General features: G+C 44.2%; 17 protein-coding genes. 4 read left to right on the top strand and 13 right to left on the bottom strand.

The window, feature by feature from the left end:
* The 10 genes from FN831_RS24640 to FN831_RS24595 form a co-directional block, all read right to left on the bottom strand.
* A complete protein-coding gene (locus FN831_RS24640) occupies positions 1-2,541 on the bottom strand; it encodes a TonB-dependent receptor (RefSeq protein ID WP_142530881.1) in 2,541 nt (846 codons plus the stop codon).
* Positions 2,542-2,547: 6 nt separating this feature from the next.
* On the bottom strand, positions 2,548-3,543 hold the full coding sequence (locus FN831_RS24635) for a FecR family protein (RefSeq protein WP_142530880.1): 996 nt from the start codon (positions 3,541-3,543) through the stop codon (positions 2,548-2,550).
* Positions 3,544-3,555: 12 nt separating this feature from the next.
* Positions 3,556-4,146: an RNA polymerase sigma factor gene (locus FN831_RS24630; RefSeq protein WP_142530879.1), complete on the bottom strand. Its 591-nt coding sequence runs from the start codon at positions 4,144-4,146 to the stop codon at positions 3,556-3,558.
* 6 nt (positions 4,147-4,152) lie between these two features.
* Positions 4,153-4,638, bottom strand: coding sequence for a hypothetical protein (locus FN831_RS24625; RefSeq protein WP_142530878.1), 486 nt, complete (start codon positions 4,636-4,638; stop codon positions 4,153-4,155).
* Positions 4,639-4,676: 38 nt separating this feature from the next.
* Positions 4,677-5,705 carry a glycosyl transferase gene (locus tag FN831_RS24620; protein WP_185960599.1) on the bottom strand — a complete coding sequence of 343 codons (1,029 nt, stop codon included), beginning with the start codon at positions 5,703-5,705 and terminating at the stop codon, positions 4,677-4,679.
* Complete coding sequence (locus FN831_RS24615; protein WP_142530877.1) at positions 5,698-6,498, bottom strand: TIGR04325 family methyltransferase; 801 nt, start codon at positions 6,496-6,498, stop codon at positions 5,698-5,700. Before FN831_RS24615 ends, FN831_RS24620 begins: the two co-directional genes overlap by 8 nt.
* Positions 6,499-6,741: 243 nt before the next feature.
* Positions 6,742-7,077, bottom strand: a complete 336-nt coding sequence (gene gldC / locus FN831_RS24610) for a gliding motility protein GldC (RefSeq protein WP_142530876.1) — start codon at positions 7,075-7,077, stop codon at positions 6,742-6,744.
* 52 nt (positions 7,078-7,129) lie between these two features.
* Positions 7,130-7,399 carry a hypothetical protein gene (locus FN831_RS24605; RefSeq protein ID WP_142530875.1) on the bottom strand — a complete coding sequence of 90 codons (270 nt, stop codon included), beginning with the start codon at positions 7,397-7,399 and terminating at the stop codon, positions 7,130-7,132.
* Positions 7,400-7,401: 2 nt separating this feature from the next.
* Positions 7,402-8,739: a DEAD/DEAH box helicase gene (locus FN831_RS24600; RefSeq protein ID WP_142530874.1), complete on the bottom strand. Its 1,338-nt coding sequence runs from the start codon at positions 8,737-8,739 to the stop codon at positions 7,402-7,404.
* 390 nt (positions 8,740-9,129) lie between these two features.
* Positions 9,130-9,357, bottom strand: a complete 228-nt coding sequence (locus FN831_RS24595; RefSeq protein ID WP_142530873.1) for a hypothetical protein — start codon at positions 9,355-9,357, stop codon at positions 9,130-9,132.
* Positions 9,358-9,601: 244 nt separating this feature from the next.
* Between FN831_RS24595 and FN831_RS24590 the strand changes: the two genes are divergently transcribed.
* Genes FN831_RS24590 through FN831_RS24575 form a run of 4 tightly spaced genes read left to right on the top strand, consistent with a single transcriptional unit; the run spans position 9,602 to position 14,312 of the window.
* Positions 9,602-10,936: a dihydroorotase gene (locus FN831_RS24590; protein WP_142530872.1), complete on the top strand. Its 1,335-nt coding sequence runs from the start codon at positions 9,602-9,604 to the stop codon at positions 10,934-10,936.
* The gene (locus FN831_RS24585) at positions 10,936-12,033 is read left to right on the top strand and encodes a DUF3810 domain-containing protein (protein WP_142530871.1); all 1,098 of its coding nucleotides are present in this window, start codon (positions 10,936-10,938) and stop codon (positions 12,031-12,033) included. Before FN831_RS24590 ends, FN831_RS24585 begins: the two co-directional genes overlap by 1 nt.
* A gap of 28 nt (positions 12,034-12,061) precedes the next feature.
* Positions 12,062-13,396 (top strand): Hsp70 family protein, encoded by a 1,335-nt coding sequence (locus tag FN831_RS24580; protein WP_142530870.1) that lies wholly within the window; start codon positions 12,062-12,064, stop codon positions 13,394-13,396.
* A gap of 37 nt (positions 13,397-13,433) precedes the next feature.
* The gene (locus FN831_RS24575; RefSeq protein WP_142530869.1) at positions 13,434-14,312 is read left to right on the top strand and encodes a zinc dependent phospholipase C family protein; all 879 of its coding nucleotides are present in this window, start codon (positions 13,434-13,436) and stop codon (positions 14,310-14,312) included.
* On the opposite strand, the gene FN831_RS24570 is transcribed toward FN831_RS24575, so the two are convergent.
* The 3 genes from FN831_RS24570 to gldG all read right to left on the bottom strand — a co-directional run bounded on the left by FN831_RS24570 (position 14,299) and on the right by gldG (position 17,870).
* The gene (locus FN831_RS24570; protein ID WP_142530868.1) at positions 14,299-14,958 is read right to left on the bottom strand and encodes a VTT domain-containing protein; all 660 of its coding nucleotides are present in this window, start codon (positions 14,956-14,958) and stop codon (positions 14,299-14,301) included. The two genes, FN831_RS24575 and FN831_RS24570, sit on opposite strands and share 14 nt — an antisense overlap.
* An 87-nt stretch (positions 14,959-15,045) precedes the next feature.
* Positions 15,046-16,170 (bottom strand): DNA polymerase III subunit beta, encoded by a 1,125-nt coding sequence (gene dnaN / locus FN831_RS24565; RefSeq protein WP_142530867.1) that lies wholly within the window; start codon positions 16,168-16,170, stop codon positions 15,046-15,048.
* A 35-nt stretch (positions 16,171-16,205) separates the two neighbouring features.
* Complete coding sequence (gene gldG / locus FN831_RS24560) at positions 16,206-17,870, bottom strand: gliding motility-associated ABC transporter substrate-binding protein GldG (RefSeq protein ID WP_246101747.1); 1,665 nt, start codon at positions 17,868-17,870, stop codon at positions 16,206-16,208.
* Positions 17,871-17,875: the final 5 nt, after the last annotated feature.

Below are 17,875 nucleotides of genomic sequence, written 5' to 3'. Positions count from 1 at the left end.
TCAAATCTTAAAACTGTATGCAAGCCATGGATAAAATCCAAAAGCATATTCCAGGGTACTCGTTTGCGGTTGATTGCTATCTGTACTTAAATGGTAATATAAAGGATTTTTCCTGTTGTACAAATTATAAACACCAACAGATATCGTACTGTTTAAGGCGCGTTTTTTTGACAAACGCGAAGTCAGCTGGTACTGCCCTGAAATATCCAGCCTGCTGAAATTAGGGAACCTTGACAGGTTCCTGCCCTCGAATATCGGTACATTGATCCCGTCGTACTGGTAATAGCCCACCGGGAGCGTAAGCGGCCGTCCGGTAGACCAGGTAAAAAATGACTGTACAGATAACTTATCTGTAAAACTATAATTAGCACTTATCTTTAATTCATGAGGAATATCATAATTTGCTGCAAATTTCCTTCCGTCATTGACGCCCTGTATGGTACGGAACACTCTGGCATAGGTATAGGCAAAAGTTCCGTTCAGCCGGGCACCTGTTTTTTTAACTTCAAATTCTATTCCTGAAGCAGTTGAGTTTCCTGCTTCAAGCTGATTTCTGATATCAGGATTCTGAATGATCTGTGCGTGCCCTGCAAGATCAAGCTGGTGATAAAGCTTCTTCAGATAAGCATTAGCCGAGAAAGAAAACTGATCCTGTACATACCAGTACCCGCCGGAAAAATAATCAATATGCTGTGGTTTGATTTTATCTGATGCAGGTATCCAGGGCTCCAGCGAAGAAAATGCCAGCGTACTGTTTTGTATCAGTTGCAGATACTGGTAACTCCTGTTATACGTCAGGGAAAAGCGTTGTTTTGGCGCCAGGAGATAACTGATGTTCATCCGTGGTTCGGGATTCAGAAAAGTATGGCCATCTTCCTTTTTCACGCGGTTTCCATTCTGATCAAAAACATCCAGTTTTTCCTCTGCATTCAGAAATAAGCCCAGCCGCAATCCATAATTGATTTCCCAGTGTTTACTTAAGGAGATCTGCTGGTTGTAATACAGCGCGGATTCCAGCGATCTGTCTTTTGCGATATTCAGTTCATCACTGATTGAGTTATTCGTCTCACCGGGAATAAACCTGTGATAGGTGCTCATCGCACCAAATTTGATTAAATTTTCCGGAGTACTGTAATAGGTATAATCGGCTTTCAGTGTCAGGTCTTTCACCCCCGTTCTCCACTGGCTTTTTTTAGACAGTGTATCTGCATTCAGGTCCAGCAGGTTACTGTAGTTGCTGTAAATTGCAGAGGCATTCATAAACAATCTCGAATTGAAGAGGTGGTTCCAGCGCAGCGTAGAGGTGATGTTGCCCCAGTTGTTTGCAAAGGAGTTTTCCGACAAAAGATGATCCTGTCCGCCATAAACCGAGTAGTACAGGTTGTTCTTTGTATCCAGCTTGTAATTCACTTTGGCATTGATATCATAATATACGGAACTCGGGTTAAACAGTTTGAACTTACTATGGAAAATATCCAGCAAGCTCCGTCTGAAAGCAACAATAAAGGAACTTTTATCCTTCAGTACCGGCCCTTCGGCAGCAATTCTGGCCGACATCAGGTTGACGCCGCCGTTCACATGGAATTCCTTATTATTGCCCTCTGCCATGCGGTTTTCAATTACCGATGAAAGCCTGCCACCAAAGTTTGCAGGAACAAAGTCCTTATACACCTGTACGCTGTTGATCGCGTCGGGGTTAAACACAGAAACCAGTCCATACAAATGTGAAGGGTTATAAATCACCGCTTCATCCAGCAGGATCAGGTTCTGATCAGAGTTACCGCCCCTGATGAATAATCCGGAGCTGCCCTCAGAAATGGCCTTAATGCCATTCTGCATTTGCAATGCTTTTACAGCATCCTGTTCTCCGGCATAGTAGGCGATACGGCTCAGCTTTCTGGGCGTAAAAATTTGTTCGTTCAGCAGTAGCGGATCGGGCGTCACTGCCTGTTTTATCGTTACTTCTGAGAGGTTACTGGCCTCTACCGAAAGCTCGGCCTCCAGTTCATAATCCTCAGTCAGGTTTAAACGCGTCCTTTTTGTCTGATACCCCAGGTTGGATATAGAAATATCATAACGGCCTTCAGGAACATTCAGTGCATAAAACCCATACTGGTTGGTAAGCACTCCGGCCTTCAGTTCAGGAATATATACAGTAGCCCCGATCAATACCTCTCCGTTGGCGCAGTCTACCACATGGCCATGGATGGTCCGTTTTTCCTGTTTAAGCAGGGTGATAACAATATCGTTCCCAACAAGGGCAAATGTTAGGGGTGTTCCGGCCACAATCGTTTGCAGGATGCTGCCTAATGGAGTTTTCACCGCATTGATTTCCCCGACCATGTATTTTCGTAACAGATCGGGATTGAAAGAGAAGCTGGCGCCGGATTTATTTTGCAGTTTGCCCAGTATCCTGATCAGGGAATCAGGTTGCAGATGGATGGTAAGGGGTTTGGCGAGCGGGCCTGATTGCTGTGCATAAAGTTTATTTGTACATACCAGGGACACAAATAAAAGGAATGCAAAAACCTTCACAAACATATACCGCTAATTATCAGACAGCATATAGCCACCTTTAGTAGTGGTTAACTTACATTGCAAAGTAGCAGCAATAACATTTAGTGCGCTGTCTGGTGTCTGGTAATGCAGGTGTGCTGTGAGTTTCTTCTTTTTCAGGTCATTGCCATTAATAGTGATCGGTGTATGATACACCTTACTGAGCTGTCTGGTTACTTCCTGTAATGGAGTTTCTGTGAAGACAAACTTTTTATCCGCCCAGGCTTTATAGTTGACATCCTGATTTTGCTCTGCCAGGATTTTTTTAGTCTCAGAAGAATAACGGCCTGTGATACCCTTGCTGAGCATAACCGACTGAGAAGTATTTGGTTCTTCCAAAGCTACCATTCCCTCCTCAACAGTTAAACTGATATTCTCCTGATCTTTGATGATATTGAAACTTGTTCCTATATCGCGGGCATTCACCTCCCCCAGCGCTACAATGAACGGATACCGGCTGTCGTGTTTTACTGTTACAAAGACCTCCCCTTTCAAGAGCTGAAGCTTGCGGTTGGTATTAAAATCGTCACTGATATATCGCACAGAGGCTCCGGCATTCAAAGACAGCTGAGTACCGTCCGGCAGGAATAAGCTTTTTGCCATCGAGTCTTTGTCGTTTGTGACCACAGTATACCTTGCATTGTTTACAAAATAGTAACCGATAGACAGCAGCAGCAGCACTGAGGCAGCTATACTCAACCAGGTTCCCAGGTTCCTGTTTCTTCTTACATTGATCCTGCCGCTGTGATCATGCTCCAGCTTTTGGTTGAGCACCTCCCATGATTCATCAGGAGAATAGGCTTCTTTTTGATACAGAAGGTCTATATTATGCTGTATGCTTACAAATTCCTGATAGGTTGCCTCATTGGCAGGACTCATTGCACGCCATTTGTTCAGTAAATGTTTTTGTTCAGGACTGATCATCTCGTCCAGCTCATCAATGATCAGGGAGTAAATGTATTCCTCATTGGTCTCAAATTCTTCCATTTTCTGTTTTATTTAGTAGCCCAGGTATTTCAATAAAATAAATGCAGCTATCCATAATTGTCGTGGCCTGTTCCCCAGGTGTTCACGTATTTTTTGAAAACCATAGGTCAGATGATTTTTAACCGTCTTTACGGATATCTGCATCTGATCGGCAATTTCCTGTTGTTTCAATTTGCCAAAACGGCTCAGGTACATGACCTCCCTGCACTTTGGGGGCAATATATCGATCGCATTTTCAAGGTTTGCCAGCAAAGCTTCCTGCTGTTCCCTTTCATCATTTTCATTCGTTTCAGCAACATTTACCTTCAGGTATATTTCCTGTTTCCCGCGTTCTGTTTTCTCCTTTTTAATAAAATTAAGCGATGCATTCACCACTGATTTGTACAAATAGCTTTTGATTGAATATTCAATAGTCAGCTGGTCTGCTTTTTTCCAGATCATCAGGAACACATCATGCACAATCTCTTCCGCTGCAGGTGCCTGACGAACATATCTGAACGCAAGTGCAAACAGCTGTCTGTAATGTTCCTTATACAGTGTTTCAAATACGCTCCTGTCATGTGTCCTGATCGCATTAACGATATCCTGTTCCTTACTGCTCATTACAGGTTATTTTTGCTTCAAAGTAAGGCTTCCTGATATCTCAGGTACAGCATTCACGTTTGTGCATATCGCTATAAACCATAATCCCTTCAGCAGATTACGCTCCTGCAGGGGGCTAAGTGTCAAGGATCCGCTTAATGGCAGTTTAAGTACATTTGTGCCATTCGTTTTATACATTTCCCTGATCAGTTCTCCAACCGATCCTTTAACTCCGCTCCGCAAAGTGATCAGCGCAGGGAGAATATTCTCACATTCAATTGTGTAGGCCAGTATTTTGCTCTGCTCATCATATGAGCCCTTTAAAACACCTGTACCTTCAGACGCAGAGTTGGTACCCTTCTTGTCGATTCTTGCTGTAATCACATAAGTTCTTACGGGTGCTTCTATTTTTGCCTCCTCTGCTGCCTGCTGCTCCTTTTTACAGGATATTACGCTGCAGCATGCAGCAATTATAAGTACAAAAACATAACACTTACTCTTTCTTAACCCCATTTATCTCTAAAACAAAGGGCTAAAATACTAAATACCGCTTAGAAGATGTTAAACATTTTTACACTTCCCAACCCAAATTCCATGCCCCTTTCCCGGTAGAAATTTTTGTAATAACCACGCAAGAAAAATAAGACAGAACGACCAATCACCTTATTAATTTCTTTAAAATCTCCTATAAGTTCATGTGTAACAGTTTCCTGATTTACTTTAAAAATTTGTGCCTTGGCAACAGCAAGCGCCTTAGCATATGGTTTATATATGTACTTAACAGAATTACGATCTAATTTGTACTGTGGATTTGACAAACAGTAAGCTTTGTCCTCAATATAATGGAAATCATGAAAATGATAGAAAACAAGATCAAACTTCTGACCTGAAGAAAGCTCGGTGCCCCTGGTCTGTTTGCTGCTGCCGACAAAATCATACTGCTGTACATTCCAGGGAGCTACACCACCACCCAGGTTGGCAAGTACGTGTACACAGGCAAAACGCGTAGTCCAGTCGTCAAGATATTTCTGATCTCCAAATTTATTGTCTTCAAACCTGTTAAAACACCAGTCGATACAGGCATCTACCCACCAGTTGAGCACTTCCATCCCTTCTTTGGTATTTTTGAAAGTAGTAAACTGCACACAGTACAGGCCGCTTGTTGAGGTCTGGTCATATGCAGGAGTATAACGGTGTTCGGTAATCAAAACTGATTTCCCGCCCATTTCTTCCACAAGTACCGCAGGATCGCTGAAGAACAGCAGATCTGCATCAACATAGGTACAGTGGTCAAGGCGATATTCTTCTATACAATATTTGATGGTAGAGGAGGCGCAGGTCCAGCAGTACTCCCCGGCTGTACGTTCATCCTTTACTGCCAGCAGTCGTGGATTTTCAAAAGCGAACAAGCTGATGATAGTTGCATGCTCCAGTTCCATCTTTGACAGCAGTTCATAACTGTTGGAGTCAAAAGCGAAAATGTACAGGTGGAAATCCTGGCATTGCTGTTTCAGTGAATTATACATTGCTAATCCGCGTGAAAGATAGGTAGTGTTAAATAATGTGCAGAAGTTAAGCATTGAAAGATTGGTTTAGGAGGTAAAAGCCTTTATTGTAGCCCAGGGGCTGATGATCAATAGAGATGACAGATTCGCCTTCCACAAAAGGAGGCAGTTCACAGATGATGTTATAATTTGATTTGAAATGATTCAGGAAGCCTTCTTTGTTAAAGAACCATGAAGGATAAGATGCCTCATAAATTTCCGGCGGGACAGTCTGTAAGGTTAGCCTGTCGTATAATCCGTCATGAAATGCAGTGCGGTCAAACACGATGAAACCGAAATTGTAGGCGGCAACTTTTTTAAGCAGATCATGTGGTGCCGGCATGTACTGCACAGAGCCAGATAAAAGGATCAGGTCTATTTTTGTGTCTAGCAGGCAATGATCGATACTGTGGTAAAATTTCAGGTGATCATCTTCAAAATTCGCTTTACCACAATTTACATAGTGCTCCTGCTCTACAATATTCCAGCTGGCACAGCAATCCGTGCCAACAAAATCTTTAACCTGGTAATAAGTGCTGCCCAGTGACCCGCCGAAATCAAGGATATTGAGGGGGCGCTTAAGCAGGGCTGCGCTGCGAAGCAGGCAGGATATCAAGGGAAAGGGATATTCTATGTGTTCGAAGACTACTGAATCACGCTCATATACAGCAGTTCCGTTCTTAACCTGCAGGAGTGCATCTTTTGTTTTCTGAAGGATATTGCCCGAATCATAACCACCTGCAGATGCAGCTGCCTCATGCCAGGAAGCGTAATTCCCGAACCATCCATACTGGATGTCTTTGCGTTTTGGGGAGAAAAGTTTAAACATATGACCTGATAGAATTGCGGTTTTTTCAAGTGCATGACAACCGTTTATTCAAAAGGTCCTAGAAGGTTTTCAATATATTTAACTCCCTGAGGGTTTAAAAAATCCCTGGCGGGAAAAAAAAGAACAGCCGTATTGTTTGCTCCAAAGAGTGAGACACTTTATGGGGCATGCAATACGGCTGTTCTTTTATATGTAAGTGTGATGACCTAAAATGTATTCAGGCCCCGGACTGTCCTACGAGGACTATTTGCCCGGATCAATTCCCATTTTGTCGGCAAAGTGGGCACAGTAATCACGTAAGTCTTCAATGATCAGTTTCTCACCTGTAGCTTTCAAAAAGCTGTCGCCCATGGTTTGCAGCGTTTCATAAAAAAATCTTTTCATCTCGTCAACGGGCATATCTTTTGTCCACAGATCGATACGCATCGAATTTTTATAGTTGTGGTCCCATAAGGCAAGCATCATTGACTTTACAGGAACTTTTTCCTGTGTTTCTGCATCTGTGGATTCCCAGAGTAAGTTCTCAGGGACATTGTTATCATCTAATTCAACCGTAATTTTAATTTCTGCTGTCTTCATTATTTTTTAATCAGGAGCTTGCAAGCCCGGGTTATGTATTTTATTTGGGATATTATTCAACAGTGATCCTGAGGACCACCATTAAAACAAGGGTAAATACGATGAAAGCGCATTCAACCACCCATAAGTTTCGGAGCAAAGGTATAAACTTCCTGAAAATCAAGTCTGAAATGAAAGCAATAATTGCAGCTAAAAAACAAAGGCCTGTCAGCAGCCCATTTACTCCGTTTTGTAGGGGAGCGTGCTGTGCCGGACTAAAAAGCATCACCAATGCCAGCACAAGACAGGCAGATGTTACAATATTTAAGGGCGTGAGTTTCAATCCTAGGTCTTTTTGAATTTCCTCTTTTTCCAGGCGGGTGTTTTATCCATTTTCTTTTTGGCAGCAGCAACAGCGGCCGCTGCAATGGCAGCAGCATGTTTTTTCTCATGGAATGCTCCTTTGAAATCCGGATCGTCTTTCCTTTTCTGGTTGTCGATTTCCCTGGCGATGTACTGACGTTCTTCGTAAGGGGTTTCTTCTACAAACACTTCTTCCGGAAGCGGCACCACCGGGATTGGCTGGCGCATCAGTTTTTCGATTTTTTTGATGTAATACTTTTCCGCATCCGTACAGAAAGTTAAGGCATCTCCTTTTGCATATGCCCTGCCCGTACGGCCAATACGGTGTACATAATCTTCAATAATAATCGGCACATCAAAATTGATGACATGGCTAACTTCGGCCACATCGATGCCTCTTGATGCCACATCTGTAGCCACCAGTACGCGCAGGTTGCCTTCTTTAAAGGCAGCGATAGAATTGATCCTTGTATTCTGGCCTTTATTCGCATGAATTACCCTTACTGCCTCCGGGCCAAATCTGCGTTCGATAAAGCTGAAGATATTATCTGCAACAGTTTTTGTTTTGCAGAAGATCATCAGTCTTTTAAAATCAACATCATTTTTCAGCAGGTGCTGCAGCAGGTTGATCTTGGTTTTAAAGTTTGGCACTTCATACAAAACCTGGGTTACGGTCTGGGCGGGAGTTGCCTGCTCGCCCACTTCAATAATCGTTGGGTTTTTAAGGAAATCACCGGCGATTTTATGTACCAGTTCACTCATCGTTGCAGAGAACAGTAGATTCTGCCTTCTGCGGGGAACAATTTCAAGGATCCTGTGAATAGAGCCAATGAAGCCCATATCCATCATTTTATCTGCTTCATCCAGTACGAGGAACTTCAGGTATTGTGTATTGATATGGCCTGCAAGATAAATGTCAAGGAAACGGCCGGGGGTGGCAATGATGATGTCTACACCGGCTTTGATCTGTTCGATCTGTGTTTTTGGGCCGATTCCGCCAAATACAACAACAGATCTCAGGTCTGTATATTTAGCAAATACTTTTACATGTTCAGCGATCTGCATCGCCAGTTCGCGGGTTGGCGCAAGGATCAGCGCACGTGCTGCGTCGCCCTGTGCATACTTGAGCTGCATTAATATCGGCAGCACGTAAGCTGCCGTTTTACCGGTTCCCGTTTCAGCGATACCAAAGATATCCTGTCCGGAAAGTACCGGTGCAATTGCTTTTTCCTGTATTGGTGTAGCAACTGTAAACCCTGCATCAGCAACAGCATTTAAAATCTGCCTGTTGAGGTTAAATTCTTCGAATGTTTTCGACATTTTGCAAATATACTATAATCTATTTTAGCGATGCGGAAAAACACGTGTTCAGGTACTTCATAAAAAAAGAAAGATCAGTTCCCCCTGTTCTTCTTTTTAGGTTGTATTTTTTGCCTGTATGAAATAACTGAAACCCAAACTACACAAAACCCACCATATATCGTGTAGATTTTATCGCTTTCGATCGTGTTGTCATTCAAAATTGTCAATGTCGAATAAATGAGTTTGCTCCCTCCCATAATTGAAGATGAAGAAAGAAAAACCCCGCCTATTTCGGCAAGCCCTATTTCAGCCATTCTTTTTTGAAAGGCCAGCACAATGATATAAATTACAAGCAGTATGCAACCAAAACGGAAGATCTCAAGAGTATTAAAAGATATATACATTTCCTCAGTGATCTTCGGGCATTTTGCCGGAGACGGAGGCGCTGTAATTTTTGCAGACCGTCTTGTAGGCATCATACCCTGAAATAAATGATCCTAACAGTGCACCGATGATCCCTCCGGTAAACCCGAAGGCAGAGCCCAGCACTGTTCCTCCTGTCAGGCCCGAGAACGTACCTAATATAACGTCCATATAATCTTCAAACGAGATTTGCTTTATTTCTCTGGTATTCATAGTGATTCAAACTAGTTAATTAACACATCAATTATTTGCGGATAGTACATTCATCTGCCGGCAGGCGCTTCCGTATGCAATATTAATAATTAAAAAGAAATAATACAACCAGAATTATTAATTATTAGTTACAGAAAATAGAAATACAATGGCTCCAGTGCCTGAACATCCGGACAGGTACAAAACAAAATGCTGAAAAAAGTTCATAGATTTGAGCAACAATCGAACACCATAACACTACAAGATGAAAACCATCCTTATCAAAGGCGCAACCATTGTCAACGAAGGCAAAACAGTTGTTGCGGATGTCTATATCAAAGACGGATTGATTGACGAGATCAGTCCGCTGATCAGCAGAAGTGCAGACCAGGAAATCAATGCCGAGGGGCTGCACCTGTTTCCCGGCATGATAGACGACCAGGTACATTTCCGTGAACCGGGATTAACCCACAAAGCAGATATCTTTTCTGAAAGCATGGCGGCTGTAGCAGGCGGCATCACGTCATTTATGGAAATGCCCAATACTGTGCCCAATACGCTGACCCAGGAACTCCTTGCCGATAAATATGCGATTGCTTCGGAAATGTCTCTCGCCAATTATTCCTTCTTCATGGGGGCATCCAATAACAACATCGAAGAAGTCCTCAAAACAGACCCTGCAAATGTTTGCGGCATTAAGGTATTTATGGGCTCCTCTACGGGGAACATGCTGGTAGACAACGAACAGGTATTGGAGAACATTTTCAGTCAGGCACCTATGCTGGTGGCTACCCACTGTGAAGATGAGCTGACCATCCAGCGCAATATGGCTGCTTTCAAAGAGCGTTACGGGGAAAACATCACCATAGATATGCACCCGCTGATCCGCTCTGCGGAAGCCTGCTATACCTCCTCTTCACTGGCGGTGTCACTCGCAAAAAAATATAACACCAGACTCCACATCCTCCATATCTCAACGGCCATGGAAGTGGGAATATTTGACAATGTTACCCCTTTAAAGGATAAAAGAATCACTGCCGAAGCCTGTGTGCATCACCTGTGGTTTGACGACAGGGACTATGCTGAGAAAGGAAACCTGATCAAATGGAACCCGGCTGTGAAAACGGAGGCCGACAAAGACGCGATCCTCAAAGGTGTGCTGGACGGGTATATCGATATTATCGCCACAGACCATGCCCCGCATACAACCGAAGAAAAAGCACAGCCTTATTTACAGGCCCCTTCCGGCGGCCCTCTGGTGCAGCATGCACTGTCAGCCCTGCTCGAAATGTATCATCAGGGAAAAATCACACTTGAACAAATCGCAGAAAAAACCGCACATAATGTGGCTACCTGTTTTCAGATCGACAGACGTGGTTTTATCAGGGAAGGCTACTGGGCAGACCTTGTACTGGTTGCACTGAATGATCCTGTTAAAGTAACCAAAGCAAATATTCTTTATAAATGCGGCTGGTCGCCCTTTGAAGGACAAACCTTTAAAGCAGATATCACACATACTTTCATTTCAGGTAACCTTGCCTATCAGAAAGGGAAATTCATGACCAACCAAACTGGTAAAAGATTAGCTTTTAACAGGTGATGCACCCTGCAATACGAACTCAGCTCCGGCGCCTGGCCCTTATATTCAGCATTGCTGTGCTGATCTTCATTTTTGGGCTCAGCAGCAAAGCTGTAGAAGAGGTTTATTCCGACGGCTTTTACCAGTTGAGTTCGGTTGCCCAGCGTTCTGTCTCGGCGCTCTTTCCTTTTGCACTGGGAGATTTCCTGTATGGATTATTAATTCTGTACTGCCTCTGGACTGTAATCATGGTACTCCGGAAAGCATTCCGGAAACAGCTGACAAAAGAAGCACGCTATGTTATCCCTCTTCGGCTGACCAGCTTTATTCTGATCCTGTACATTGTGTTTAAGCTGTTATGGGGATTAAACTATTCGCGCCCCTCGATATCCGCGAGGCTGGGCATCAGCAATGACAAGTACACCACCAAAGACCTGGTCCTTCTGGGCGATTTTCTGGTTAAAAGGGTAAACCGCCTGGAGCATGAACGGACAAATCAAACATACACGATCGTTGAGCTCAGAGAAAAGTCTGAAAAGGCTTACGCCCGGCTGTCAAAAATAAATCCATTTTTCAGCTATAAAGCTCCTGCTGTTAAGCCCGTGATGTTTAGCTGGCTGGTAAGCAAGATAGGGATTGAAGGTTATTATTGCCCGCTCTCCGGCGAAGCCAATATCAATATGAGATTGCCGTATATGGTGCTGCCCTTCGTAGCCTGTCACGAAATTTCGCACACCCTGGGCATTGCCCGTGAGGATGAAGCCAACCTGATCGGTTACCTGGTAAACATCAACAGCACCGACACCAATTTCCGGTATTCAGGTTATTACAATATTCTGCGGAGTGTGCTGTTCGAAATCAGGATGAAGTCGCCCGAAGATTTTGCACGCCTGCTTAAACAAATCAATCCCGGCACCCTGGCTGATTTCAAACAGGAACATGAGTTCTGGAAAATGTACAACGGAGATATGTCTGCCTATATGGGCACCGCTCTCGATAAATTCCTCAAGATCAATAACCAGAAAAAAGGAACAGACAGCTATCAGGATATCGTTTTGTGGGTATTTAATTTGCACAGGCAGGAGATGCTTAAAACATTACAACCTTCACACAAATAAACTTCAAAACATTCCTAAATTTGCCGCTATGGCAAAAATATCCATTAACCTGGCAACAGGCACATTACAGAAAGCAGAGATCATCGCAGGTATTGATTTAGGAACAAGCAACAGTCTTGTGGCTTTTATCGATCCGGACAATAAACCGATGGTGATCAATGATACAGGCAAAGGCCGTTTGGTTCCCTCTATCGTGCATTTTGATGCAGCCGGCCAGGTCCGGGTGGGTCATGAAGCCAAAGATCTCCTGCTTACAGCACCTGCTGAAAACCAGCCCCACAGCCCCATTGAGGTGTCAGCAGAAATCCTGAAAGAACTGAGAAAAAGAGCAGAACATGCATTGAAAACGCCGGTGAACAAGGTAGTGATTACTGTTCCGGCCTATTTTAAAGATAGTCAGCGCCAGGCGGTAAGAGATGCCGGGCGTTTAGCTGGCCTTGAAGTACTCAAAATTATAAACGAATCTACCGCCGCCGCTTTGGCCTACGGTACCGGACTGGATCCCGCCCAGCAAAAAACTATTGCGGTTTACGACCTTGGCGGAGGATCATTCAGTATTTCTATATATAAGATTCAGAACGGCAAATATGAAGTACGCTCTGCTATAGGAAACAGCTTCCCTGCCGGAAATGATTTTGACCAGGCCATCATTAATTACTGGATTGAAAGCAACCGACTGGATGCAGCAGCGACAACGGCTGATCATGGCCTGATGCAGCAGCTCCGCCTGAAAGCAGAGACCGCTAAAATCGCACTGGGCAGCCAGAACCTGTTTAACGAAAAACTCGGGGACATCTGGTGCACGCTGGACAAACAGACTTTTGAAAAGCTCATTTCAGCGATGGTAGCAGAAACGATCAACTCCTGTACCCAGGCACTGGCCAATGCAAATATCACACTGGCGGGTATTGATGACCTGCTGCTGGCCGGCGGATCCACCCGTACGCCATATGTAAAGGAACAGGTAGCAGCGTATTTTGGCAAACAACCAAATGATCAGATCAATCCCGATGAAATCGTTGCCCTCGGTGCAGCCATACAGGCTGATATCATGGCAGGCAACCGCTCTTACATCAGTTTGCCGGATGAGGATGTGCACATTGACGAAGCGCTCACACCAGCGGCAGCACAAAGGATGCTCGACGAAGCCAGGGCCGAGGGTGAGCAGCTTGCTTATCTCGCCGGGCAGTTTATTGAGCGTCATAGATTTGTGCTGACCTCGATGGATATTTCGGGGACAAGAGAGATCCTGGACAAACTGCGGGCAGCGCTTAAGCAGGATGATCCAGCAATCATCCGCCAGTTCACGAATGAACTGAATGAGTTTACACGCCCTTTCGCAGCCCGTTTGATGAAAAATTAGTTACCAGCATATTCCTGTTTGGCATTACATTCCCGGGATGAAAAGATTTCTCATCTCAGGAATGCTCGTGGCACTTGCTATGCTCAGCAGTGCCTGGGGCTTTTTTGCCCATATGCGCATAAACGAGCTTGCCGTATATATCCTGCCCTCGGGCATGAACAGGTTTTATAAAAACAATATCGGATATATTACCAAACATGCAACAGACCCAGATAAAAGGCGATATGCAGACACGGCAGAGGCACCGAGGCATTACCTGGATGTTGAAGTATATGAGCAGAACATAGATAGTATTCCCAGAAGATGGGAAGATGCAGTGAAGAAATACGGGATTGTTAAACTGCAGAAAAACGGCATCCTGCCCTGGCAGATTCAGCGCACTTACTATCAGCTGGTGAACGCCTTCAAAGAAAGGGACTCGCTCAGGATTTTGATCAAATCTGCGTATCTGGGCCACTACCTGGGCGACGCGAATGTGCCGCTGCATACCACAGAAAACCATAACGGACAGCTGACCGGACAGGTGGGAATTCATGGTTTCTGGGAAAGCCGTCTACCCGAACTCTTCTCGGAACAGTACAACTTTGTAGTGGGCAGGGCGATATACATCGATGACCCGCTTAAAGCGGCATGGGAAATCGTTACGCATACACACCGCCTCACAGACAGCACATTAAAACTTGAAGCCGATCTTAACCGCAGTTTTCCCGCTTACCGAAAGTACAGTTACAGCAAACGGAAGGGGCAGCTGATGAAACAGTACTCATTTGAATATGCAAACGAATACCATCACCGGATGAACCATATGGTAGAAAGGCAGATGCGTGCTGCGATCCTTGCAACAGGATCATACTGGTATTCTGCATGGGTTGACGCTGGTCAGCCAACCCTTGAAAATACACCTAGCTCTCGATAACCTCTTTAGGTTTGAACATAGATTTTACGGCGGCAAAAACAACTGGTGCAAACGTAATGATGGCTATGAAGGCAATAACTGCCGAAAAGTTATTTTTGATGAATGGGATCTGCCCCATCAGGAAACCGGCGAAAAGTAAGGTTGCGATCCATGCAATTCCGCCAATCACATTAAAGTAAGTGAATTTGCCGAAGGGCATTCTGGCTACACCTGCCACAAATGGGGCAACTGTTCTGATGATCGGCAGGAAACGGCTGAAAATGATTGCCTTGCCGCCATGTTTTTCAAAGAACATGTGCGACTTGTTATAATATTCCAGCTTCAGGATCTTGTTATTCTCCTTAAAAACTTTGATACCAAAGAACATCCCCAGTCTGTAGTTCAGGCTATTTCCCAGGATACCTGCAACAGTTAAAAGCAAGAACATCAGCCAGATATCAAGTCCGGTGCCGCCCTTGGCAATCAGTGCGCCCACGGCAAACAGCATGGAGTCGCCCGGTAAAAAGGGCGTAACCACAAATCCGGTTTCTGCAAAAATGATCAGGAATAAAATAAGGTAGGTCCAGGTCTGGTAGCTACTCACGAGTTTAACCAATTCTACATCGGTATGCAGAATAAATTGTATCAGCTGATTAATGATGTCCATAGGTAGTATCTTGCTTATAAAAAAACGTCATTACGAAAGATTATATTTTCCTGCATAATGACGCTCAAAGGTAGTTTCTTTTTTTTATTAGTTGTAGTTGTTCAGCATTACCGGCATTACCAGCATCAGAACATCTTCATTTTCATCATTGGTCTGAGGGATCAGCAAGCCCGCACGGTTTGGCGTAGACAGCTCAAGGGTAACTTCTTCACCGCTGAGGTTACTTAACATTTCGATCAGGAATCGTGCGTTAAAGCCGATTTCAAGATCTTCACCTTCATACTGGCAGCTCAGGCGCTCATGTGCTTCATTTGCAAAATCAAGATCTTCAGAAGAGATGTTTAATTCACTTCCATTGATCTTCAGCCTCACCTGGTGGGTAGTTTTGTTTGCAAAAATCACCACACGGCGTAAGGTATTCAGGAACAAAGCCCTGTCGATAATCAGTTTATTAGGATTGTTGGCAGGAATTACTGCTTCATAATCAGGGTAACGCTCATCGATTAAACGGCATACCAGGTTGATATTCTCAAATTTAAAGAATGCACTGGTGGCATTGTAATCAACTGAAACATTGATATCGGTTGAAGGTAAAGCTGCTTTTAGTAAGGTAAGCGCTTTTTTTGGCAGGATAAACGAAGCCGTTTTATCAGCTTTGCTGTCCATACGCCTGTATCTCACTAATTTATGTGCATCAGTAGCCACAAAAGTGATAAACTGATCAGAAAGCTGGCAGAACACACCTGTCATCGCCGGGCGCAGTTCATCGCTGCTTACAGCAAAGATAGTTTTGGTAATGGCCTCTGTCAGTACAGATGCAGGAAGATTTACCGAGGACGCATTTTCTACCGTAGGGATCTTAGGAAAATCATCTCCGTTTTCACCACTCAGTTTATACTTTCCGTCACCGGCACTGATCTCGATTGAAAATGAAGCATCATCAATATTGAAAGAGATTGGCTGATCAGGAAGTGTTTTTAAAGTATCTAACAAGATTCTTGCCGGTACAGCTACTTTTCCGCCTTCTTTAGACTCTACTGGTAAAGATGTAGTCATGCTGGTCTGCAAATCTGTTGCAGAAATTGTCAGGCTGCCATCTTTGATCTCGAAAAGAAAGTTTTCCAGTATCGGCAAAACAGTACTGCTGCTTGATGCACCATTAACTGTTTGTAAATGTTTTAAAAGTGTTGATGTGGATACAATAAATCTCATAATTATGATCTGGTCAATTCTCAAAAATATAAAAATTACCTTGCATACTTATACTTGCGGTAATAATGTTGAAAAATTGCGAACGATATTAACAGTAAAAGGGGTACGATTACATTGATCAGCTGCCATTTCAGTTTCTCCCCGCGCAGGCGCTGCTTATCCAGTAGCCTGACCCTGACCTCTTTATTGCGCAGGTCGATCAGATTATCATCAGAAGACAAGTAATCTGCAATATTTAAAAGGAAGGCCTTATTTCCGAAATTTCTTTGTGTATAGCGGTCAAACCCGAGCGGAAATACCGAACCATCGCGGCCGCTCACCTGATTTCTGAAGATATCGCCGTCGCCGATCACAATCATTTTGGTAGGTTTGCTCAGCGCCCCGGAGCTAAAATCTTCAGAAATCCCGGCCGGTGGCTGCCTGTTTAAAAACACAGATGGAAATGATCCTTCCAGCAATACCGCTGTACTTTTTGGCGGGTGCAGGTACTGCCGCTGATCAGGTGTTTCGGCAACCACCTGCAGCGATAAAACCTCCGGTGTATTGTGTTCGATGTGATAAGGAGAGGTATGCAGGAGAACAGTCTTCCGTACACCTTTAACACCAATGGTGTCTACTGTACTCAGAAACTCCGTCCGTATCCCATCTATGTTCTTTACCAGGCTGGATGATACATCCGGCAGCAGTACCGGATAATAAATCCAGGGTGCCATCTGGATATCACGCTGCCGCCCGGCGGCTCCGCCCATAGCCAGCGGGATTTCTGCACAGTTCAGATCGGCTACAAGGTTATAATTTACCCTCGCGCCATACATAAAAAGCATATCGTCCAGGTTGAGCTTATTGTTAAAAGCGAGCTGCTGGCCTTTGCCTTTTAAGCTATCCAGATCAGCACTTACCTGATCAATGCTCCAGACAATCCGCCCGCCATTCATCACAAAATAGTTGATCTTGTATTTAAGTGCCTCAGAAAACTCCTTTTGTGGTTTGGTAATGAAAAGTATCTTCAGTTTATCCAGTCCTTCCTTACTGATCAGGTTCAGGTCTACCCGGCCCACTTCATAGCTGTCGGAGAGTGACCTGATCGCATCGCTCAGATAAGGGTCTGCCGGTTCGCCGTTTCCTTCAGTAAATCCAATCCTTGGATTTTCACCTGTTGTCACTTTTTTAATGGCAGAACTGAATACATACTCCAGGTTCTGTATCGAGTTATTGATGTTTTGTTCGTAGTTGCCCGCGGCATCCAGATTCTGCAGTAGTTTTACAGGCACCTGTCTGTTTCCGGCCTGTACAACAGCCATGGGGAAAACGGTTTTCTGGGTAAATCCGGCGTCATTTTTAATATTCAGATTGGTAGGCTCGATGCCATTGCTGTACAGGTTTCGTAAAACTGTGTCCTGTGCCTGCTGGTCGAGCCCCTCCAGCGGATCGGTAAAAACGACTTTTATTTTTACTGCCGCATTTGCCTTATAATCATTGAGTAAATTCGAAGCTGCATTTTTCAGCCTTTTAAATGCCGCCGGCAGGTTACCGTCAAGGAACACCGTAACTGTGACTTCCTTATCGGCCTTTGCCAAAACGGCCTTAGTCTTTGGATTGAGGGTAAACCTCTTTTCACCGGTAAAATCAAATCGCGTATAAATGTACGAGGAAGCGATATTCAATCCTGCCAGAGCGATGATAAACAGGACTGCTTTCATCCATT

Source organism: Pedobacter westerhofensis (genome assembly GCF_900182595.1).
Taxonomy (GTDB): domain Bacteria; phylum Bacteroidota; class Bacteroidia; order Sphingobacteriales; family Sphingobacteriaceae; genus Pedobacter; species Pedobacter westerhofensis.
Note: the sequence above shows the minus strand (reverse complement) of the source record. Positions and strands in the feature narration are given on the sequence as shown.